We start from the raw sequence: 20,097 nt of genomic DNA, 5'->3' as shown, positions 1-20,097 counted from the left end.
GGCGTCTAGAGTAGCTTGGTTTCCTTGAGGAAGAAATGCAGTTCCATCAAAGCTTGAAGCGGTTTTGTGTACCGAGCAAAACTAGAGGGATGACAAGCTGCCCAGCTAACAAAAGACAAAAGACCGAAGGCTGCCGTCTCGACAAAGAGACCACGGGACATGTTTCTGTCAAACGGAGACTCCATGATGTCTGGGAAAAACCACTCAGCCAGACGCACACACAGACGAGTCAATGCATAGAAGCCAATGCACCAACCTGCCCAGCCCGGAACAGCAGCAGAGGCTAAAAACATCAAACAGATTCCTACACAAAAAGCAAAAACCTCCAATCCCCGCAGCAAAGGAATCCATGACGAAAACTGCCCTGCAGGATCAAGCATCAACCGTAACCGACCACCCAACTCCAAAAGGGAAGAAGCCATTAAGCAATGAGATGCGGAAACAATAATGGGACATGAGGAGAAGCAACGCTGGACAGAGGCACAAACAACCCCACCACAAGCACTCGATACCGCGGCGGCCGTTGGAATCAAACGATGTCCCAGCACCACCTGAGCTCTCTGGCTTCTACACATCCAACGAACACCCGACACCGCATATCCTAACATAACTTCAACCCTACCTTAAATCCTTTTGGTGAGATTTCCTTACAATCTGGAGGAAGGGACACTTTATCATAAAATGCAGCAACAAATCGAGAGCAAAGCGGACAACTGTATGACAAAAGAGACAAAGACTCAAACGAGAACAGCGAAAAAAGCGAGCAGAGATAATCCGACGTAAGCAGACCGTACGGCTGAAGAAACAAAACGAACAAGCGCTCTTATGTCTTGAGGCACTCCACAGCAAAAGTAGTATTCTAAACCGTAATGCAAACTACTTACCAAAACCCAAATACTAAGAAACCAAGTACCTATAGCTGCCAGTTCAAGACTCAATAAAAGACAAAGAACGGCGGAGACCCAAACGAGAACATGAGAGAGGGACCTACTCTTCAAAAAGATTTCTCTGGCTAATTTTCCTCCACGTAAGATCAAACCAGCCTCAAAGAAAGCAAGAGCTGACCCCAAACCAGAGAAAAAACAGGAAGCGATGGCTACCGACTTGGGGACAATCATCGCGGCAGAAAGCGAAGGCACGAAAAAACAAAAACTCAGAGAAGCATCCCGAAAAATAAAGCTAGCGACACGCGACATGATCAAACCGATTCCAGCACAAATTTGGAGACGTAGTTGTCAATTTTCCAGATGTTTATACATAAAAATAGAGATTTTTTGACAAAAGTTTTGTTTCTTTACACCAAAAAAGCTTTCAAAAAAAGACCAGTTTAGGCGCATGGGGACAACGCCTTAAAATTAAGGCTCTCCCCCAAGCAGTCCAAAATACGACCTACAGAACAATTAAGGAGAGACGAGGTGTCGTATTTGAAACAAACAAAAAAGAGAGAAACAAACAAGAAGGGCATGAGTTAACAAGGAAGGTATTGAGCCGTCCCTCTCAGAGACTTTAGGTACCCATTTCATGAAAACAAGTTCAAATAAAAAGTTAAATAAGATCGCAAAAAGACAGAGCAAAGCCTTCCGCACTGCCCCTAACTGCACGAATAAAAGGGCATTGGACAGTAACAAAGGCACCCCTACCAAAAAGTAAGAGAGAAAAACCAGAACGTGCATGACTCGAAACAGTGTACTTAGCCTATGGAGCTTACGCTGAATGGATGCGAAATGATCTGAGTGAGGGAAAAGGGCTCTCATATCGCTTTCCAGATGGTAAAGAAGAACTGAGCCAGCAATACCGTATTTTGCTCGACCTAAAAGACCAAGCAATCGAGAAAGCCAAATGGACTGTACCCTAGTGGCCATGTGCTGACATAAACAAGCAAAAAAGAACCTGCGTGTCATCCCAAAGACTCTCCGCACGCACCTATCGAAAGCAACACTTCTTGTTCGACTCGTGGATAAAACGTTACTCATTCAAGACCCGTTTGTCTGATCGTGGCAATAAGGACATTTTATCAAAAAAATATTTGATATGCAATTTCTTTCTCTAGTCAGATAAGACGGAGGGCAATCGCATTAAGTACGTAAAGGAGGAGATAAAGGAGTGAGTTTGTCTAAATGTCAAGCATGGAAAACAGACAATACATCGTTGTCTTTCCGCCAAAGCACGATCCTAAGAGGGATTTCTCAAAAAGAGAAAACGTGACCCCCTGGCAAATAGGCCAACGAAATAGCAGATAAACACCGGAAAAAACCGATCCATTCTCCGAAGGTTAGGAATAGTATTCTATTGTCTAAAAGCAAGGGAGTCACGCCTAAAAAGATAAAGGCAATGTACGATTCCTAAAAGGACATGTCGCTGCTCAAAAAATCCGTTTTCTAAACAAGCACCCGAACAGTTTCGGGTCATTCTCCAAAGGGTCACAAAACAGTATTGTGAAACGGATAAATTTACTAAACGATTCAGATAGTCTGATTAGCATCAGAAAGAAGACAAACCAAATATTTTACCTTCATTCCTCTTTATCTAAATGAACATTGTATCCAATTGAGAAAAAAACAGCGCCAAACAGCATACTAAAAAAGCAGAACAGGACAGAGAATAATCTTTTCTGTGTGAAGCCTGCTGAAGACCACAATCTGGAACAAAGAAGACAAGAAGAGATCCCACGCAAAGAAACAATGGTGTCCATTGGCCATGTATGCATGCTGAAAACCCCTTCCAAACAAGCAAAAAGAAGCCAAGCACTTCCACAAGGAAACTAAAAGTAGCCGCTAAAGCAATAACACAATCTAAGCAACGGGTAGTTCTAGATGATTTCTCAAAAAGGAAAGCACGTTGACAAATACTTTCCCTCATCTTGAGCCAATCATGATCCCAAAAAAAGAGCAAAGAGCACACAGCGTGAGTCACGACTCCAAACCACCCTAAAGAGCAGGCATAGACTAAAGCAATGCTTTTTACCTTCAAGGCGGTCCGATGACATGCCAAAGTTAAGAACACTTCTCTAGAAAAATCATACGCTAAGAACAATGTTCTAGAAAGGCTAAAGCCAAGATGGACTGTATTCGAGGGACAGTTAAGGCATTGAACCAATTGATTCATCATGACGGCACCTCGCTTTCAATAAGAGAATTGTGTCTAAACTTTTGCCTCAAACTAAAGAGAGAAACAGAGGAAAGCACAAAAAGTTTATTCCCGTAACGACAAAGCTGGCTAGGAATATTATTTTCTTATGTAGATCCTCTTGCCTCATCCATGTACTCCATGTCTGTTTCGAAGCAAGTTTGGGAAGAGATTCCAACAAAGTCAACAATGAACAAGTCGCCCAAAAAAACAAAATACTGCGCTGTAACAAGGAAAAAGGGAAAGAGAACAAGGAGATTAGAACGGTCAAAATGGCAACAAGGCGAACACAACACGAAAGAAAGTATCCCCCAGAGAACCAAAAAACATTCAGTTTATTTTGAATAGGAAAAGCACAGAAGTCTCTCATGATAAGAAAAGCGGCACTACTCATAGAAATAATCGCTGAGGCTAAAGCCATTACCTTCAATAAGGTGCCTGGAGAGATCACAAGCCCTGCCAAATACAGAAGTGAAGTAAGAGCATGAGAAGAAATCAGACCAATTGAGCAAATTCGATGCTGAAATTGCGGTTGTTGCATATTGTACTTAATCCAAGTAACACATTTACTTAACATGTCATCCACCTGATGATAAATAGAAAAGTTTCTGTCCAAATTTACTCATATGAAGCTTGCTCTCTGGAAAGATTTCCTATAGGAGATAGTGCAGAGATATTAAAAAAGGAAACCTAAAGGTTCTTGAATCTAGCTTGGAAAAGTGTAGAGCAAAGGTTGCATCAAGGTAGGCCAAGAGATAAGAGACGAAGTTAAAGCAGGCAAACACATCAAACCGCACCCCAAAGCCAGAGTATCGACTAACGAGTTGCAAAAGGAAGTCATCCCGACCTGTTGACTATGTTCTTCTATCCATTTCAATAATCGATTTAAGTCTAAGCCCCTGAGGGAAGTGAACAGCAAAGCTAATGCCCATAAAAATAGACATACAGTCATCTGAATCGGTTGAAAAGGAGGCTGACATACAACCAACAACACGAAGAGAGCTGTCAGTAAATGGATCAAGTCTGCAACAGCACACACTCTTTTTGTGAAAAGAACTAAATAGACATTCGAAGAGGCAACAGGAAAAAGACTCTTGGCTAGAGCAAGCATGGCCGCTAACACAACAAAAAACGATGTTACAATCGCATTAACTCTTCCGATCACTCCAGCTCTTCTTCCGGTAGAAAATTGAACACACGCGCTCAAACTGTACAGACAAGCTTGACGAACAGAGGAACTTAAAGTGAAATGTTGAAACATCGCGTTTTCCTAATGTAAAACAATAACCTAAGGGAGACGTGGAGTTGAACTCCATGCAAGAGAAACTAGAGATGGCGCTGAAATAGGAGTAAGGAAGAGGATGGCATAACGCAAGAGCAGCAGACAGTTTAAATACAATTCTGAATCTATATAACGGAAGAGCCTTGTCTTTATTGGAGCAATCACATCAGTATGAATCAAAAGGGCAAGAACACACATAGCCCAAGTGAACATAATCCCACCGCTCCCAAACAAATAAAAAGGAACTTTGGAGAAAAATAGAAAAAAGAAAACGGCGCAAATTGTTAAAAACAAAAAAAAGTTTGCAAATGCAAAAACGAGCTGCATTGGCTTAGCGTACCAAGGCTTCACCTTGCCTTGTCTAGGCTGAAATAAGATCGCAATCGCAGTCATCATTCCCAAAACAGAGAAACAGGCAGCAGTAACAGCGTAGACTTTGTCTAATAAATTCCCCCCAACAAAAGGAATGGCTTGTAAACAACCACTCACACCGTAAAGCGTACAAGCAACAACGCTGGGAAGAAAGGGCTGAAAAGCCTTACATAAAGAAGCCATATTGATCACATTCCATCTATTTCTACATAGAGCCAATTCCCCGCCATTCTAACATGGAACAAATTAAAATTAATATTTTCTTCTAATAAAGTTATTATACTGGTCCAAACCGTAAAATTGTAACAACCTGATCCAGGAACCTGCTGCCCAAAGCAAAATAAGGCAAAGATATCCTATTGACAGACTTGAAAAGAAAGAAGAAAGCAGAACAAAACCAATAACTAAGCCAAAGACTCGACCCTTTTACAAATGAGGCACCATATACGCAAATACTTAAGAAGAAGCCAAAAAATCAGCCAACATAAACATGGAACGGAGGTCTCGATACAAACGGAAAGATTGCATATCCTTTCCAAGCATTTACGGCCTCTGAAGAAAGAGATTCTACCGAACAAGTTGAATGATCATTTTATGACAAATCAAACTCAGAGTAGAGAGTAGAGTGGTCGCAACCCACAAGGGCAGAGCTAGACATTTGAGATGGACTTTATCATTCAAAAAAACAGACAAACAGCTCCAAGACCACAAGAAGAGAACAACGACTTCTAAGATTGGGATATGAAAAATAGAACAAATAGTCGTAAAAATTAGGCATATTGCTAGCAAAGAAGTAAAAAACTCAGCAACCAAATCGACATAGGTAAAAAGAAGCAATTCTCGAAAGGATTTCGTCTGAATAGACTCTAGAAATTTTCTTATCTGAAGGCAAACGGCCCCAACAATCGTGAGAACAGCGACGCCTACAACAGTACACAATAACCCGGTATGACAGACTCTAAGGTGCGAAAAATAAACAGCAGCACTCGCTCCGTGGGCTAAGATTCTACTCACACAGCCCATACGCGCTGCATATTGTCTCCTACATTGAGCAGCCTTGCCCTTCACCCAATTTAAACATGACCCCGACACAATAACCTCAAGCGAGAACAAAACCGGAGAGTATTATGTCATAAATTTTTTATTACAACTATTTTAGAGAGGGCGGGTAAGGGGGCGTGCGAACAAAAAGTAGAGAGAAGACGCAGCAAGAACTACTACAAGCACAGCCAAGGCCAAATAAGCATATTTTTTTCCAGCAAAAAAACACTTGCCCTCAGCAACAGCTATTCACCTAAACCAACTCTAACTAAAACCGCCAAAACCCACCCACCTCTCTTCATTCAGAGGTATGGATTACCCCAAAGCCCAATAACAGCAAGCTTCATTAAGGAGAGGGGAAAAGAGGAACAGTCAAGAATAAAACAAAACGGATTGCAATCAACACTGTTAAAAGAGCAATTGTCGCGGACAAACAAGTTTGGCAACCCTCCTGCAAATCTTGGTACTTCAAATCGGCCCAAATGTAGAGAAGGGCCCATGCGAGTAATAAGCATGCACTCCCAAGCCCTAACCCAAAAACAGGACTCAATAGCGAGATAAAAGCCACTACAGCAATCCAAGCTTTTACAAGAACGGCAAGCCAAGTAAATGAAGAACTGAATTCAGTGAACCTGTTTCGTAAACTCTGAGTAGAAGCTAAAAGCCGAGATAGACTAATCCATTTTCTTTTTAAGCTACCTTCAACCAGATCGTTCACGCCAGAACTAATAAGAAGCGCTGAGGATAAAAACAATGATGCCCCCAGAGCGACTGAGGAAACACGAGGGACGTTTCCAAACAACACATGCCCGCATGCGATCTTCTGTATTGGACGCAAAAACCATTCACAAGAATGACAGAGCCTACCAAGACGACTACCCTTACCAAGGTATCCTTGTACCAAACTTGCCATGACCCAATTCCCTTAGGCAGAGACAAACAAAGCGCCATGTTATCACGATAAAAATTTCATCTCTACGTAAAGAAGCAAGACCAAGACAATTCAGCCAATCAAGGAAATACCTCGATAAAGAGCTCAGTCCCAAGAAAATAGGCCAGAGGAAATCCCTAAAATGTCAAGAGGACTACCCAAGCACACAGGACACAACGGAGAAGATTCCTGACTTTTTGAAGTACATCACACAATCAAAGTAGAACAACCCAAAACAAAAGCATCTTGCAAATGGTCCAAGACCTATTTCTTTTATATTAAAGACAAACAACCCAAGCTTTGTATAACAAAGTCACACTAGCTCTTCTCAGTAAGCAGATCTGTGAAAAACGGCCCAACCCCTTTGATCTTGGCATAGAAATTAAAAAATTAATGTGATATTATGTCTCAAATAAAATATCATCACTCCGCAGCTATGACGAAACTCTGTTCTCGGGCTTCTCTAAGAGATTTAAAAGAGAAAATCAGACAAACAACTATCCCCTTTGTCTCTTCTGCTATCTTGGGGACAAATCTGCGTTCTCTCTCTCATGTAGCCATGTCCATGAACGACACCCGAGCTCGATATATAAGCGTAATAACCTTTAGCTTGTTTTTTTTCTTCTCTGGAATACTTTACGATTACTGCGGCTATTCCTTTCCTGAGAAGATCCAGAAAATCTTTCAAATGATTTCATTCCGTACAAGCTTTCCTATTTTCTCTATTTTGTTCAGTGCCTTTATTAGTATATCTCAAGGTTGGGCCATAATAAACTGTGTATCTCTTCTTATATCCGGCTCTTTTCCTCTCCCCTATTTTTTTGGTTTACTAGCGTACATTATTGCTTCTTACTTTGCTCAAAGATCTAATTTTGATCCTTTTGGTTCCATAATGCGAGACTCTATGTTATCAAAAACACAAGCAAGCACAGACAGGATAGAACCCTCGCTCAGAACGGCTCCACCAACATCTGTTTTTCTTTGTGTGCTCATGCAGCTCTTAGCTGTTACGGCTTATTTGTTTTGCCACAATATTTATCTTCCTCCTAGATAGTGCCCTTTAATGATTGGAAAGGAAAATTCAATGATCATCTCTCGAAGAAACCGCTATCTGGAATATCAGACAACTTTAGCAATGATCTTTCCCTTTCTACATATAGCCAAAGGGCTGTTCGCTGTCATACAGCTTATTCAGTGCAAAGCTCTTAAAAGCTTGTCACAAATTTTATTCGGAGCCTCCTTTACGTATACAGGACTCAGACTATTAATCAATCTCCTTCCAGAAAAGGTAGAAAAAAAATTCCTCTCGCATTTAGATGCGCAGACGTCCCTCCTCAATAGCTCATTGCACTTTGCCTTCTTACTTGGCTCTTTTGCTTTTATGATTTCTATTTTCTTCGTACCTTTATCTGTTTTCGTCCTTTTAGAAAAGGGTGCTTTTGATTGGTGCACTCTTTCTGGAACTGTCTCTTTCATTCTCTCGTTTGCTTTCGCAGCTTTTCACAATTTTGGCATTTTTGCAGAGGTAACAAAAACAAGTGAGGAATACCCTGATGTTGATCCAGAAAAAGATCTTTGTCCTATTTCTCAAGCTATTTTTTATTTCTTCCAATGGTGTACAAAAACAGTTATCGGAATGGCATTCATTACCACTATTTCCATTTTTGGTCTCTTTTTCTCACCCAATTTCTTCTACCTAAAATAAGTAAAAAAAGAGCCATTTGTTTTTTAGAAAAAAGAAGGGAGTCCTACCTTGTCAAGTTCGTCTGCACCTCAATTCACTTCAAATAAAAGCGTTTCTTTTGTGCTTCTTCCTTCCTTCCTTCACTCTACAAGGAGTTGGCTAGAAGTGGCTTATACAGTCCGCTCCGTTTTTTTAAAACGTTGTTGCTTTTTTGCAGCCTTTGCTTCTGGCTTCTCAACGATTCATTTGTTGTTAGATTTATTACCAAGCCAAATTTCTGCCTCTTTCTTCTATAAGAGGACAGAATCTGGAAAGGAAGAGGAGAATCTTCTTACTTTTTTTTCTCTTTTTGGCACCTTGCTCCAAATTGCAACCTCTTTTGTGTTCATGATATCCTCTGTCTTACACCTCATCATGGCCCCTTCATTCTCGTTGGCAACTTTCATAGGTATCCTCTGTTACATTCTCATTTCTTTTTTCTCCTATTCGCATGAGTTTGGAGTTTTAAAGCCTCCTGCAGAGAGAGGGCAGGAAGATCAAGTCTCCCAAGAACCGTGTTGTTTTTGTAAGACTGTCATGGGTATTTTTGAATTTCTTCTTTATCCTGTTTCTGAGCTTATTAGAAGATTGACGGATAAATACATTTCACCCAGCGAGACCTCTACTGCTTCTTTGGACCAACAGATTGAATCTATTTGCATTTGGGGTAAAGAGTCCACTTGTGGAACATTAGTCTTTTGTATGCTTTCTTTGTTCAGCTTTCTTTTTGCACCCAATCCATGGCTGCCTACAACAAAGAACAGTTTTCTCTTGGTAAGAAGTTAAACCAGCCAAATCCTTAAGGAAGACAAACAAACCACAAGAGAAAATATGCGCATCAAGCGAACTGAAAAGTTGATCTCTTCTTCGAAAAAGACGTCAAGCGGAGCGAGGTCTAACCAGTCTCCTAAGAGAATAAGTAAAAAGCATAAGCAGTAAAGAAAAAGAAAGGCTTTTTCTACACATAGAATAACTGGAGCCAAAACAAGTTGGAAACAGGCAAGTACAGCATAACCCACAAGAACGTATCCGCACATTTGCATAAAGGTACGTATCGAACTATCCCCGACTTCTTTTCCTATAAGATGAGAAAAAACGAAAAGAGAAAAGACACCAGAAGCAAGACAGCTTGTACATAGTGCAATCTTTCTTAAGAACAAGGCCTGAATACGAAAACAATCGTGTAACAAACGTGAAGAAGTAGCAATCGAAAAACAAAACGCCGGGAGAAAAGCTAGATCTAGGTCCACTGAGCAAGGCATCTTTAACCTTCTAAAAAGAAAAGTTTATTCAATAATCAACGAGAAGGGGATATTTTTAGCTTTCTCAAGGCTCGAGTCTAGTTAAAACAACGAAGCTGCTTCTTACGCATCACTACCTTCGGAGAAGTAGTTTTCTTCTTGACGACGTTTGTTATATTCGTCTTGAAGCGATTGAGCAACTTTCTTAGCTGCCTTTTTCACTACTTCAGAGGAAGTAAGCTGAGCCACAGCAGCACCTACACAGAGCGACGCCACAGCTTCAGAAGAGATCAGTCCTTTGGGATGATTCTTCTGTTCCTCTTTCTTATCGTTCAAATCTGAAAGTGTCTTAGGTGCAAACAAAAGAGATTGGAAAAACAATTTTTGCATCACAAAAGCTGAAGCAGCTCCTAACACAGTAAAAAATACACTTTCTTTAGGTAGTTCAATTTTTCCTTTAATCGAAAGAATAAGGAAAAGTGCGTAAAGCATACTCCATGTGCAAGTCCAAATTCCAAGTAGAGCAAAAAGCAAACTTTCCAAAAAGGCCACTGTGGCGGATAGAAGAAGAAATCGATCTGTTTGTGCCAGTAAAGAGGCCTTCCAAGAGTCAGGACAAGGAAAGACTAAACAGACAATTTGAAGTACAGGATGAAAAAGGAGTAATGCACCCACTAAAGAAACACAAACTGTAGAAGCTGGAAGGCGCACACAAGAGCGAACAGCGAAAAGTGAGCACGAAAAACCAAGGGCACGTAAATCAGGAGAAAAAGAAGTTGAGAAATGGCGAAACATGTGTAGACCAGAAACTGCATTAAAACGAACCAAAAAGTAAAACATTATTTTTGCAATAATGCCAGCTTTTATCAATTTGTTTTTCTACTAGCCACACCAAGGAAATTGTTTCAAAAAAGAGGGTCGATTTTCGATGAAGAAGCGGATATCGGGAATGCCATGAAGAAGCAAGACGAGTCTTTCCAAGCCAAACCCCCATGCAAAGCCGGAATAAACCTCTGAATCAATCTGACCCTGTCTCAAGACATTAGGGTGGATCATACCAGCTCCTGCTACCTCTAACCAGCCAGAGCGTTTACACGTAAAACAACCATGGCCACCACATAGGAAGCAGAGAAGATCGACTTCAAGACCAGGTTCTACAAAAGGAAAGTAGCTGGAACGAAAACGCAACTTGGTAGGTCGTCCAACAAAAGAAGAGAAAAAGAACTCCAGAGTAGCAAGCAGATCACCTAAACGTACCTCACGATCCACATAAAGCCCCTCAATCTGATGGAAAACGGTCAAAGAACGCGAAGAAATCTCCTCGTTTCTGAAACACTTGCCCGGAACAACAAACCGAAGAGGCGGTCGGTGGGCACGCATGAGAGAGACTTGAGCACTCGAGGTTTGGGATCTTAAAAGGGCTCCACCCTCTAAATAATACGTGTCTTGTTCAAGACGAGCAGGGTGATCTTTAGGAAAGTTAAGCACATCAAACATCATCTCTTCTGTGCCAATCTCTTCTCCAAAACGAATGACAAACCCCATGGAGGCAAGAATATCCAAAGCCCGCATCATCGAGGCAACAAGAGGATGCTCCGTTCCACCTCCCTTCCGCCGACCTGGAAGGGTTACGTCAACACGCTCTGCAAGAACCTTCTCTTTTTGCTCTTTCTCCTGTAAAACGATCTCTGCCTGAGTTATTTTTTCTTCTATCCAAGCCTTCTGCTCATTGACAGCTTGGCCGGCAGTCAGACGAGCAGAAGCTTCCAACTGACCAATCGCGCGTGTAAGAAGAGCCAGAGGGCCTTTTCGACCTAAAAAGCGCACACGCAAACCAGACAAGACCTCTCGGTCCTCCTTTGTACAAGAAAACTCTAAATGAGAAAACTGACTATCAAAATCAGAACGCTCCTTAAGAACAGCCTCTAAAAAGGAATCGAGAGAAAGAGGAACTTCCATAAAACAAAGAACTACAGCTTTAAAGCAGATTGAGCTTGCTGAGCAAGCTGCACAAAAGCGGCCCAGTCATGTATGGCCATCTCGGAAAGGAGCTTCCGATTTAAGTCACATCCCATTTTGCCCAAGCCCGCCATGAACGCAGAATAAGAAAGTCCACACATCCTGGAAGCAATTCCAATACGCACAATCCACAAAGAACGAAAGTCTCTCTTGCGCAACTTCCGATGCTCCGTTGCATAAGCCTCCGCTTTCATCACAGCATTCTTGGTCACGCGCAAATGGTTCTTACGGTCTCCCCAGAAGCCCTTCGCTGCCTTTCTTAATCTTTTTTTTCGTTTTTTGCTTGCAACAGCACATGTCACTCGAACCATTTTCTCTTCTCCTCATCCCACAAACTTAATGACAACACATGAGCTGCTTGAAAACACTCTCCAAACCACCTTCGATAAAAGCAGGACGACGAAGCTGCCTCTTCCTCTTAGGGGATTTCCCACTCATCAATTTTCGTCGACCACATCTCGCGTGCTTAAGCTTTCCTGTCCCTGTAAGACGCACCTTTCCAGATACAGCCTTCCGCGTTTTCATTTTCGGCATCACATTCCCCCCAATACTTAACTCTCATCATGCGCTTTGTGGAGACCTACATCGAGAGCCTCTCCTTCTTGTTCGTCTGGACGCGTCCTTCGTTTCTTCAAGTCAGGGCTAAGAGCAATAGAAAGAGAACGACCCACCATAGCCAAAGGGACATCCACAGACGAAACATCTGACAAGTCATCACAAGCCGACTTCATGACTGCCATACCGATCTCAGAATGGGCCATTTCACGAGCACGAAACATACAGGTAATCCTGACCTTATGCCCCTTTTCTAAGAAGTCACGCGCACGACGCACTTTGATCTCCAAGTCATGCCCAGTAATATTCGGCCTCAACTTAATATCTTTGACCTTTGCACTCTGCTGACTCTTTCTGCTTTCGCGCTCTTTTCGACTCCTATTGTAACGAAACTTCCCCAAGTCCATGATTTTGCAAACAGGAGGGTCCTTTTGGGGCTCGACCTCAACAAGGTCAAGTCCAAACTCCAAAGCCTTTTGCAAAGCATCACGCGAAGACATCAAACCGAAATTTTGACCTTCTGGACCGATAACACGGACGAGCCGAGCTCGTATTTCCGAATTAGATCGCAAGGCAAGCGTGCTCAAATTGATTCTCTCCTCATTGCTTCGACCAACAAAGACATCTGATTCCTCAAGACAAAGTCCACAAACTGTTCTTTCTTCCACCCATTCCCGTCTTCTCGTCCATCGAAAACGGAACAGATCTCTCCTAACACATCCTCAATGCACACATAGCGACACTCCCGGTCTGTACTGCTGTCCACCCAAGATAAATCCCTCACCTGATCATTCCATTGCACAGACAAAGAGTTTTCTTCCAATTTGTTAGCACAATGGACAAGAGCAGGCAAAGACTGCTTCTGAGAAACAAACAAACGAATCATACCTGGCAGGGATGTCACAGCCTTCAATCCACCAAAAGAGAGAAGAGAGACTAGACTCTCCAAACTGTGAAGCGGCTCAAACAAAACCCACCACAAAGATTCCTCAGTTCGACCAGAAGACACCTTGGGTAAAGGAGCAAATCTCACACGGCCCAAGGGCCAAAAACGACCCAGGCAGTCGAACCCTCTCCAGGTGTACCCCGCAAACCGTTCCTGTCCAACACCCTCAAGATATTCCGAAAAGACCCCGATCCTATTCCACAAGTCCCGTAAGTCAAATGAAGAAAAGTCCACAGACGGGACACAGCAAAACGATAGATTGAGACCGAGACTTGAAGCAAGGCGTTGGAGGATGTGAAACACTCTCCGTAATTCTAGCACTAGACCCTCTTTTGTACAAAAAACAGAAGCAAAAAAAACATGGCTAAATTCCAAGCAAAAGAGTCCCCATGCCGAGGAAGGAGGGAACACTTCAGATTGATAATGATGAAAACTAAATACAGACCAACCTCTTTGCCTTCCCTGGGTTTCCCACAAGACAAAATGATCAAGCGGAAACGAATAATCCAACTTCAATCTTTCGAACTCAGAAGAGCGACCAACTTCCCTAATCCAAGTCGGATAAAAACCAATTTTGCGGAAGACCGTTGCGAGCCAATCCATCAAATAAGTTAAAAAAAAGGATCCTTTTTCTAGCGGAAGCGCCCGACGCTTAGCTGCATCATATTGAAAAAAGGACTCACAACGCACGAAGCCTCGTCTGCAGCGTAAGTAAGACTTCCTCTGTCCGGAACAAGAAGGGAAAACGGCACGCACTCTGTAACAAGTCCTTTCTTGGAGGTGCGAAGCCCAACCATATTCCAACTCGAGCGAAACAAAACGCAAGGGCGAAGGATCTTCTGCCAGGGGCCCTCCAGTGTAATCGTACCTGCCCTCCAGTTCAACCATGTACAAGAGGTCTTCAGGAGACCTTCTTTCGATAACACGAGCAAGAAGGCTCTGCCCTACAGACTTTGCCCAAAGCATCGCATTCACCTTGGGCTGTCTAATCAGACGAAAAGAAGGAGGATGAAGGCAAAGCTGCCTAAAAGCCTCCTCAAACCATCCGATTTGGGTTTCTGCCAAAGGATCCGGACAAACAAACTCATAACAAACAGAATTGCCAAAAAATTGTCCTCCTAGAAGCTGCGCACGAGGACAGAGTCGTGATACAACAGAGCCCAACAAAACAAAGCCAAGTCTCAAAAGGGAAGGATCTTCTAGAAGTTCGGGAACAGGAACCATCTTCTTTGCCGAGATAACAGGCCAATGGGATATAGCTGACTCGAACAGCCGACCTCCACGATGTCAACGTGGCGCTCTAACCAACTGAGCTAATATCCCACAAGAGCGACCTATTCTGAACAGATAGAAACAATTAAGGCAATTGAGAAGAAACACAACTTGATTTTCCTTCAGAGAGAATTTGATAAATCTCCCAACACGTCCAGCTTGATCCAAGACGGTGTCCCCTTCTTGGATCATGAAAATCTGAACCACCTGTGCCATAGAGCTGACGGGATTGGGCCCACTTTTCCCATCTCTCTCCAACATGATGTCCACCGTGACTTAATTCAACTCCATCAAAAGGAAGAGACAGGAAAGAGCTCTTTAGAAGGCTTTTGTGAAGCGTGTGCGGATGAGCTAGCACAGCAAAAGCTCCACAAGAATGCAAAAGGTCAATACCTTGACGAACATCTGGAAAAGCAAGAGCAGGGGGAAGAGGGCTAACAGAAGAGCTTAAAAAACGAGCAAAAGCATCTTGAGCATGATAAGCCAATCCTTTTTCAACTAAAAACTTAGCTAAATGCAAACGTGTTACAAGAGCTGCGGGTTGATTTTCAAAAAACTCTTTCCGAAAAACATTCGGAAACCGAAAGGTAGATTCCCATCGATCAAAATAAAAATGGATTCTTTTGATACGCACGGCGGCATACTGTTCGCACCATACCTTTAGTAGAAGATGGTTCGGGTCAAATCCATATCCCAAAAGATGCACATCGTTTCCACCATAACTACATGACAGTTCAACCCCAGGAAGGATATGCAGATCGGCTGGACACGAGTCGAAACAAGGGTCCGAATATGCGTCTACTGTATCGTGATCTGTGATTGAGAGGCCTTTCAGACCCACTTTGACCGCCTCTTCCACTAATTTTCTAGGTGACCAAACTCCATCAGAATAAATGGAATGTAGATGCAGATCAGCTTTCGCTTGCATCAGCGGCAGGTTCTCCTTCTTTTTTCTCGATGCTCTCGAAAAGGCGAAACAAAATACCATGGATAAAAGCAGCGCTTTGTTGCCCTGTAAATTTTTTTGCTAGACGACTAGCCTCGGATAAAAGAATGGGATCGACAAGAGAGTTTCCGTACAACTTTTCAAAAAGAATAATCCTTAAAATTGTTTTCTCTGTGTAACCGATCGACTCCCATCTAGACAGAGAGCTTGATCGAATCATCCCATCTATCTCATCAATTTTTTGAGCCAACCGACAAGCTGTCTCTACATTGTCCCGCACATCACGAACGGGAATACGCAGCTGCTCAGCAATCAAATCTACAAGGTATTTCTCGTCCTGAGGTCCCCAGACAGCGGCATGAACAAGCAAAAAGAGGGCTTCGCGCCTTTGAGCAAAAGAAGCAGGCATAGACTCCGTATTGGCTGATCCATCCAATCCCTCGAGTATACAAGTAAAAGAATCCTAAGCGTAGGAAAAGTTATAGCATCCATCTAGGTCTTGCTCCAGAGTCTGTAAAATACTGTCCCACCAAGCATCTGGAGAGGGGGAGAGGGTAAGGATGATCGAATCTAGCTTCTGAGTTAGATCCCGATAGACTCCGACAAGGTCTTGCTCTTCTAGATTTGGCTGAGCACGAACATGCTCTGTCAATTCAATAGCATCAACTTCTAAGTTTTCCTCATTCGAGTCGATCCCTTCTCCTTCAAATTTTTCATCAACTTCGTATGGATTAAAGGGTTGAATTTTAAAAGGGTATTGAGCCCCAAATACACGATCTTCACCTGCATCAACTGTTAGCAAACCGGTAAACTCTCCAATAGGAGCATCCGTCAATTTGAAACGGACACGACTACTGGAAAGAGGGAAAAGAAAACCATCTGGAGAAGGAGGTGTTACAAAAACGACCTCTCCTTCCCCATTAATGAGTTCAAGAACGATCTTAGGCCTAAGCACGGTCTCCCCATTGTTCTCTATGTGGAACCAACAGAAACGTTCCTCAAGCTTCTCCTCTAAGCCATGATCTGGAATAGTAATACTGGCTTCCGCTTCGCCTTTTACATTTCCCAGAATGATTACAGCGTAACGCACAATGGTTGCCAATCCCATCCCTTGTTTCGTTGGTTTATAACGAGGTTCTGGAGAGATCAAAAGAGAGGACCAATAGGCACCAGGAGGTTTTTCTTCTTCAGTGAAGGCAACTTCGTAAGGAACAATCCTCTGTTCTCCCGCTCCCAAAACAAAGGAAGAGGCACCAACAGTTAACCAAGTTGCTAAAGAACGATCATGCGAATTAGGAGGATCAAAAGCCACTTGACCATTGAAATCTGTCCGATAATCGCAAATCTCAATCTTCACCATGGTCTCTTCCAGTCCCATATTGGTAATGGTCACTTGACCGGAGATTCTTCCGCCCTTTTCGAGGGTATATTGATGGACAAGATCCTCAGCAACGTTGATCCCTGCAGAGAGACTCCCAGAAAGCGTACACAACAACGAAACAATCAAATAACGCCAAGATTTCCACATGTCATCCTCTGGATAAACGAACAGACAACCATCTAGAACCGACATTACACATAGTTTTTATTTTAAATAGAATTCTTTCACTAATTAATCATTTTAACCTGTTTCTTCTTAGGATAAATTTGCCAGCTAATCGTTTGAGTCTCTCCAGGCTGACATTCAAGAATGACACCTTCCGTGGCCAAAGAGGTCGTATCTCTTGGAAGATCGCTTGGAAGGAGGATGATTTTCCATCTCCCTGGGTGAATAGGCGTAATTTCAAAAGCTCCATTGGGCCTTGTTTTGACAAAAACAGGAGCCCCACCATCAAGCGGGGTAGCCATAATGGTTAAACCGGCTGCACCACCCATAGAAAAAAAACTTTCCTCCTGAGGAGATCCCTTGACGGTCGACATCACTGCACTTTCTCGACGCCCAAACAGCTCTAAGCTTCCCTTGATAGAAGCGGGTCTTGAAACATAGAGGTCCTGAAGACGATTTTCTCTAGGAGAGAGACGCAAGACTTCAAATGGAAGTGGCATGTCAATCCAATGGGGTGTTGTGCTTTCAAGCTTAAGAGTATATTCTCCAGCAGGAACGCCAAGAAAAACGTAACGTCCCTTTTCATCTGTCATAGTGCGATAAGAGCCCAAAGCCACAATAAAACGTTCCTTTTCTACCCGTGTTTCCTCGTACTGTTCCTTAATGTGACCAGAAAGAAAAGCGACTTGGCTCCACTTAAAAATGACCCCAATAGGACGAGACCAAGAGAAACGAACGGACCAACGGGATGTCAAATTTGTCACACTCATGCTTCCATTGAGCTTAATCATATGGGGATACCATGAGTCAGGAGACCCCCATTCACAGCTGATATTGATAAGACGTCTACGATAGGCACCAGATGTGCCGATACCAACAGCTAAACCATAAGGAAATTGGTGCACTGTATTGGAATAGCCAACGTTCCCGTAAAAACGTTTTCGTGGTGGCTGTTTGGTGAAGTCATAACCCATTTTAAATCCGAAGAGAAAGCGACCGTCACTATTCCGCTCCTCCAAATAGCCATTTACGACAAGGTCAGCTAAAGGAGCCTCCCACAAAGAAATGCGTTGTTCCTCGTTATAAATCATCGCCGCGCAACGAGCGTCAAACGTCCCTATGGGGATCCTCTTAAAAATAAAAGGCTGAAATACAACTAGTTCACTTTTGTCTTTGCCCTCAAATGTTTCCATAATCCTTTGCTCATGAATGACAGTCGAACCGAAATCAAATCGACCCCGATCAGTACGATGTTCCCAATGCAAATTGGTCACGTAAAGGGTATTATGAAAATCTGACCCTGCAAAATCGCCTTCTCCCGGTTCTACCTGTTCATCCCAAACAAAACGACCTGAAACGGTAGTTGTCTGATCATTCCAACTAAACTGCCCTTCTGAATGTGCTACTTCTTTGTAACTAGCTGGAAAGTCTTTGCCATTCAACGAAACCAAACCATATCCACTCAAGCCCCAATTCGTGCGAAAACGACCAGACAGACGATAGGCGAAAGCACGAGGCCTCTTTTCTTGTTGCATGGAGTTGGCCCACTCTCCATCGATTTGACCAAGTTGATGACGTGCCTGAAATCCTATACCCATGAGGGACCGAACAGGAAAGCTTCTGACTTCTGGATTCGTATCTGTTTGTGTATAGACCTTTTCCAGTAAGGAGAAGGTCAAGGTACATTTTTCTCGCTCATAAGCAGACCGCATCCCAGACCAAACGTGAGCTGGGTCTGTATCTTGCTGTGAACTAGAAGAGAGCTCCTTCCATAGTCCCAGGCGAATTCTCCAGTGGGGAAGACCACAGTAATCTCCATGTATGCCACGCCCCCGTGCAGGCAGCAATTGCATGCCCAGCCCGAGTTGGTCTCCATCTCCAGTAAAGAATCGGATTTTTTCATTGAAAAGCTCAAGACTATACTTTTCAATCGAGCGTTTAAGTACGCCCCCAACGAGATCCGATGTCCCGACGAGATTGTAGCGCAGACTCATAGTGGGAGTCACTCCCCCTACTCCTGCTAATTCCATCTTAGTTACTGTTCTCGATCGATCGACCTCACTCATCAAAGTAAGAATAGACGGAATCACATTATCAGAAGGAAGAGGTGAGGCACCTTTTCCAGGAATCAAATTCGTTGTCACTAAAAAAGTTGCTAAAGTATTTCCTGTGACTCGATCCTCAAGAAAAACCGTAAAAGCAAAAGTGCGCGCAACAACAATTCTTTCCTTAAAAGAAATGTGAACACAAATTTCCTTTTCTTCATTAGGGGCAAGGTCAAAAGTAGAAGGAGAAAAACACGCTTCTTGGCGAATAGCAGTTAACTGTTGATGAGGAATAATTGTCCTATAGACATTCCCCGTGTTGTGAACAGAAAATGTGAAGTGTAAGCCGTCATCAGGATCAATATAAAAGGGAACAAAGCCGAGATGCGTTGCGATCGAAACTTGTTCTAAAACCTCAACGACAACAGGAATATCAAGGATACGAACTCCTTCGGAAAAAACCGAAAAAACCAGAGGGTATGTGCCTTGAACGGTGTCCGGAGGGACATAGAAAAAAGCAACCTCGACTTTTCCTGAAAAGGGACCCGGAGCAATTTCAGTCGGGCTTTGCAAGATTTTCCATCTTTCAGGACAAGAAACCTCGCAGGTGTAAGGCCGATCATCATAACTCGTACAAGACAGCCACAGACGCACCCGCAAAGTTTTCCCAGGCAATGTAGCTATGACGGACTCTAATGACCGACCCGTCAACCTGTCTTGAGCGCATGCTGTTCCTGGACTAAAAAGAACCAAAGTCAAGCACAGGCCCCAAAGTCTCATTCGTTTCCCTCTTCTTCGGTCTCATTCATGACACCTTACAACAGGTTCCTTCTCCCCTTCTATGACCTTCTTAAAAATTTCGAATGGATGACAAGCTTTCATTTGCTCTCGACGAAAAGAAAGAGAGACACGTGTGTACAAACTAGTGGTTCGAATGGTGGCGTGCCCCAAAAGAGATTGAATGACGCGCAAGTCCATTCCTTTCTCCATCCATTGTGTTGGTTTATAACGAGGTTCTGGAGAGATCAAAAGAGAGGACCAATAGGCACCAG

General features: G+C 43.0%; 25 protein-coding genes and 1 tRNA gene. 3 read left to right on the top strand and 23 right to left on the bottom strand.

Translation table 11 applies throughout. From position 1 onward, the window contains the following. Positions 1 to 5: 5 nt before the first annotated feature. From HAT2_RS00945 to HAT2_RS00905, 10 genes are all read right to left on the bottom strand, one after another. Positions 6 to 608: a hypothetical protein gene (locus HAT2_RS00945; RefSeq protein WP_147267461.1), complete on the bottom strand. Its 603-nt coding sequence runs from the start codon at positions 606 to 608 to the stop codon at positions 6 to 8. A gap of 129 nt (positions 609 to 737) precedes the next feature. Beyond that, positions 738 to 1,196 (bottom strand): hypothetical protein, encoded by a 459-nt coding sequence (locus HAT2_RS00940; protein ID WP_114544171.1) that lies wholly within the window; start codon positions 1,194 to 1,196, stop codon positions 738 to 740. A gap of 204 nt (positions 1,197 to 1,400) precedes the next feature. Then, complete coding sequence (locus HAT2_RS00935; protein WP_114544170.1) at positions 1,401 to 1,901, bottom strand: hypothetical protein; 501 nt, start codon at positions 1,899 to 1,901, stop codon at positions 1,401 to 1,403. 385 nt (positions 1,902 to 2,286) lie between these two features. Next, the gene (locus HAT2_RS03985) at positions 2,287 to 2,409 is read right to left on the bottom strand and encodes a hypothetical protein (protein WP_281268477.1); all 123 of its coding nucleotides are present in this window, start codon (positions 2,407 to 2,409) and stop codon (positions 2,287 to 2,289) included. Between the two features lie 117 nt (positions 2,410 to 2,526). Further along, entirely contained in the window at positions 2,527 to 3,108 is a 582-nt protein-coding gene (locus HAT2_RS00930) for a hypothetical protein (protein WP_147267460.1), read from the bottom strand. Positions 3,109 to 3,154: 46 nt separating this feature from the next. Then, complete coding sequence (locus HAT2_RS00925) at positions 3,155 to 3,703, bottom strand: hypothetical protein (protein ID WP_147267459.1); 549 nt, start codon at positions 3,701 to 3,703, stop codon at positions 3,155 to 3,157. 129 nt (positions 3,704 to 3,832) lie between these two features. Further along, complete coding sequence (locus HAT2_RS00920; protein ID WP_114544167.1) at positions 3,833 to 4,387, bottom strand: hypothetical protein; 555 nt, start codon at positions 4,385 to 4,387, stop codon at positions 3,833 to 3,835. A 27-nt stretch (positions 4,388 to 4,414) separates the two neighbouring features. After that, positions 4,415 to 4,963, bottom strand: a complete 549-nt coding sequence (locus HAT2_RS00915) for a hypothetical protein (RefSeq protein ID WP_114544166.1) — start codon at positions 4,961 to 4,963, stop codon at positions 4,415 to 4,417. 384 nt (positions 4,964 to 5,347) lie between these two features. Then, a complete protein-coding gene (locus HAT2_RS00910; protein WP_147267458.1) occupies positions 5,348 to 5,872 on the bottom strand; it encodes a hypothetical protein in 525 nt (174 codons plus the stop codon). Positions 5,873 to 6,167: 295 nt separating this feature from the next. After that, positions 6,168 to 6,575 (bottom strand): hypothetical protein, encoded by a 408-nt coding sequence (locus tag HAT2_RS00905; protein WP_147267457.1) that lies wholly within the window; start codon positions 6,573 to 6,575, stop codon positions 6,168 to 6,170. A 580-nt stretch (positions 6,576 to 7,155) separates the two neighbouring features. Between HAT2_RS00905 and HAT2_RS00900 the strand changes: the two genes are divergently transcribed. The 3 genes from HAT2_RS00900 to HAT2_RS00890 are packed head-to-tail and all read left to right on the top strand — an operon-like array spanning position 7,156 to position 9,261. Next, entirely contained in the window at positions 7,156 to 7,806 is a 651-nt protein-coding gene (locus HAT2_RS00900; RefSeq protein WP_114544163.1) for a hypothetical protein, read from the top strand. 30 nt (positions 7,807 to 7,836) lie between these two features. Then, complete coding sequence (locus tag HAT2_RS00895) at positions 7,837 to 8,457, top strand: hypothetical protein (protein WP_114544162.1); 621 nt, start codon at positions 7,837 to 7,839, stop codon at positions 8,455 to 8,457. Positions 8,458 to 8,505: 48 nt separating this feature from the next. Next, a complete protein-coding gene (locus HAT2_RS00890; RefSeq protein WP_114544161.1) occupies positions 8,506 to 9,261 on the top strand; it encodes a hypothetical protein in 756 nt (251 codons plus the stop codon). On the opposite strand, the gene HAT2_RS00885 is transcribed toward HAT2_RS00890, so the two are convergent. The 13 genes from HAT2_RS00885 to HAT2_RS00825 all read right to left on the bottom strand — a co-directional run. Continuing rightward, the gene (locus HAT2_RS00885; protein ID WP_114544160.1) at positions 9,258 to 9,737 is read right to left on the bottom strand and encodes a hypothetical protein; all 480 of its coding nucleotides are present in this window, start codon (positions 9,735 to 9,737) and stop codon (positions 9,258 to 9,260) included. The two genes, HAT2_RS00890 and HAT2_RS00885, sit on opposite strands and share 4 nt — an antisense overlap. Before the next feature lie 102 nt (positions 9,738 to 9,839). Continuing rightward, positions 9,840 to 10,556 carry a hypothetical protein gene (locus HAT2_RS00880; protein WP_114544159.1) on the bottom strand — a complete coding sequence of 239 codons (717 nt, stop codon included), beginning with the start codon at positions 10,554 to 10,556 and terminating at the stop codon, positions 9,840 to 9,842. 42 nt (positions 10,557 to 10,598) lie between these two features. Next, positions 10,599 to 11,675 carry a phenylalanine--tRNA ligase subunit alpha gene (pheS, locus tag HAT2_RS00875; protein ID WP_114544158.1) on the bottom strand — a complete coding sequence of 359 codons (1,077 nt, stop codon included), beginning with the start codon at positions 11,673 to 11,675 and terminating at the stop codon, positions 10,599 to 10,601. A gap of 11 nt (positions 11,676 to 11,686) precedes the next feature. Beyond that, positions 11,687 to 12,046: a 50S ribosomal protein L20 gene (rplT, locus tag HAT2_RS00870; RefSeq protein WP_114544157.1), complete on the bottom strand. Its 360-nt coding sequence runs from the start codon at positions 12,044 to 12,046 to the stop codon at positions 11,687 to 11,689. 25 nt (positions 12,047 to 12,071) lie between these two features. Beyond that, positions 12,072 to 12,260: a large ribosomal subunit protein bL35 gene (locus HAT2_RS00865; protein ID WP_245932340.1), complete on the bottom strand. Its 189-nt coding sequence runs from the start codon at positions 12,258 to 12,260 to the stop codon at positions 12,072 to 12,074. A 26-nt stretch (positions 12,261 to 12,286) separates the two neighbouring features. Then, positions 12,287 to 12,877 (bottom strand): translation initiation factor IF-3, encoded by a 591-nt coding sequence (gene infC / locus HAT2_RS00860; RefSeq protein WP_245932339.1) that lies wholly within the window; start codon positions 12,875 to 12,877, stop codon positions 12,287 to 12,289. Beyond that, entirely contained in the window at positions 12,874 to 14,460 is a 1,587-nt protein-coding gene (locus tag HAT2_RS00855) for a hypothetical protein (RefSeq protein ID WP_114544155.1), read from the bottom strand. Before HAT2_RS00855 ends, infC begins: the two co-directional genes overlap by 4 nt. A gap of 25 nt (positions 14,461 to 14,485) precedes the next feature. Further along, positions 14,486 to 14,559: transfer RNA gene (locus tag HAT2_RS00850), tRNA-Val, on the bottom strand. A 34-nt stretch (positions 14,560 to 14,593) separates the two neighbouring features. Then, a complete protein-coding gene (locus HAT2_RS00845; protein WP_181860282.1) occupies positions 14,594 to 15,436 on the bottom strand; it encodes a PHP domain-containing protein in 843 nt (280 codons plus the stop codon). Further along, positions 15,420 to 15,863 (bottom strand): transcription antitermination factor NusB, encoded by a 444-nt coding sequence (locus HAT2_RS00840; protein ID WP_114544153.1) that lies wholly within the window; start codon positions 15,861 to 15,863, stop codon positions 15,420 to 15,422. Before HAT2_RS00840 ends, HAT2_RS00845 begins: the two co-directional genes overlap by 17 nt. Before the next feature lie 54 nt (positions 15,864 to 15,917). Beyond that, a complete protein-coding gene (locus tag HAT2_RS00835; RefSeq protein WP_114544152.1) occupies positions 15,918 to 17,027 on the bottom strand; it encodes a hypothetical protein in 1,110 nt (369 codons plus the stop codon). Between the two features lie 35 nt (positions 17,028 to 17,062). After that, positions 17,063 to 19,825 (bottom strand): carboxypeptidase-like regulatory domain-containing protein, encoded by a 2,763-nt coding sequence (locus tag HAT2_RS00830; protein ID WP_114544151.1) that lies wholly within the window; start codon positions 19,823 to 19,825, stop codon positions 17,063 to 17,065. 21 nt (positions 19,826 to 19,846) lie between these two features. Beyond that, on the bottom strand, positions 19,847 to 20,097 hold a 251-nt coding region (locus HAT2_RS00825), incomplete at its 5' end, for a tyrosine-type recombinase/integrase (protein WP_147267456.1).

Source organism: Candidatus Similichlamydia laticola (assembly GCF_003339615.1).
Taxonomy (GTDB): domain Bacteria; phylum Chlamydiota; class Chlamydiia; order Chlamydiales; family Parilichlamydiaceae; genus Similichlamydia; species Similichlamydia laticola.
The sequence above is the reverse complement of the archived record's forward strand: the minus strand, read 5'-3'. Positions and strand labels throughout refer to the sequence as shown.

Coding starts and splice junctions, on each gene's coding strand:
- HAT2_RS00935 (WP_114544170.1), bottom strand. CDS start 1,901: ATGACACGCAGGTTCTTTTTTGCTTGTTTATGTCAGCACATGGCCACT.
- HAT2_RS00930 (WP_147267460.1), bottom strand. CDS start 3,108: ATGATGAATCAATTGGTTCAATGCCTTAACTGTCCCTCGAATACAGTC.
- HAT2_RS00920 (WP_114544167.1), bottom strand. CDS start 4,387: ATGTTTCAACATTTCACTTTAAGTTCCTCTGTTCGTCAAGCTTGTCTG.
- HAT2_RS00895 (WP_114544162.1), top strand. CDS start 7,837: ATGATCATCTCTCGAAGAAACCGCTATCTGGAATATCAGACAACTTTA.
- HAT2_RS00945 (WP_147267461.1), bottom strand. CDS start 608: ATGTTAGGATATGCGGTGTCGGGTGTTCGTTGGATGTGTAGAAGCCAG.
- HAT2_RS00840 (WP_114544153.1), bottom strand. CDS start 15,863: ATGCCTGCTTCTTTTGCTCAAAGGCGCGAAGCCCTCTTTTTGCTTGTT.
- HAT2_RS03985 (WP_281268477.1), bottom strand. CDS start 2,409: ATGACCCGAAACTGTTCGGGTGCTTGTTTAGAAAACGGATTTTTTGAG.
- pheS (WP_114544158.1), bottom strand. CDS start 11,675: ATGGAAGTTCCTCTTTCTCTCGATTCCTTTTTAGAGGCTGTTCTTAAG.
- HAT2_RS00915 (WP_114544166.1), bottom strand. CDS start 4,963: ATGGCTTCTTTATGTAAGGCTTTTCAGCCCTTTCTTCCCAGCGTTGTT.
- HAT2_RS00835 (WP_114544152.1), bottom strand. CDS start 17,027: ATGTCGGTTCTAGATGGTTGTCTGTTCGTTTATCCAGAGGATGACATG.
- HAT2_RS00925 (WP_147267459.1), bottom strand. CDS start 3,703: ATGTTAAGTAAATGTGTTACTTGGATTAAGTACAATATGCAACAACCG.
- HAT2_RS00880 (WP_114544159.1), bottom strand. CDS start 10,556: ATGTTTTACTTTTTGGTTCGTTTTAATGCAGTTTCTGGTCTACACATG.
- HAT2_RS00845 (WP_181860282.1), bottom strand. CDS start 15,436: ATGCAAGCGAAAGCTGATCTGCATCTACATTCCATTTATTCTGATGGA.
- HAT2_RS00830 (WP_114544151.1), bottom strand. CDS start 19,825: ATGAGACTTTGGGGCCTGTGCTTGACTTTGGTTCTTTTTAGTCCAGGA.
- HAT2_RS00865 (WP_245932340.1), bottom strand. CDS start 12,260: ATGAAAACGCGGAAGGCTGTATCTGGAAAGGTGCGTCTTACAGGGACA.
- HAT2_RS00885 (WP_114544160.1), bottom strand. CDS start 9,737: ATGCCTTGCTCAGTGGACCTAGATCTAGCTTTTCTCCCGGCGTTTTGT.
- HAT2_RS00900 (WP_114544163.1), top strand. CDS start 7,156: ATGTCTCAAATAAAATATCATCACTCCGCAGCTATGACGAAACTCTGT.
- rplT (WP_114544157.1), bottom strand. CDS start 12,046: ATGGTTCGAGTGACATGTGCTGTTGCAAGCAAAAAACGAAAAAAAAGA.
- HAT2_RS00940 (WP_114544171.1), bottom strand. CDS start 1,196: ATGTCGCGTGTCGCTAGCTTTATTTTTCGGGATGCTTCTCTGAGTTTT.
- HAT2_RS00855 (WP_114544155.1), bottom strand. CDS start 14,460: ATGGTTCCTGTTCCCGAACTTCTAGAAGATCCTTCCCTTTTGAGACTT.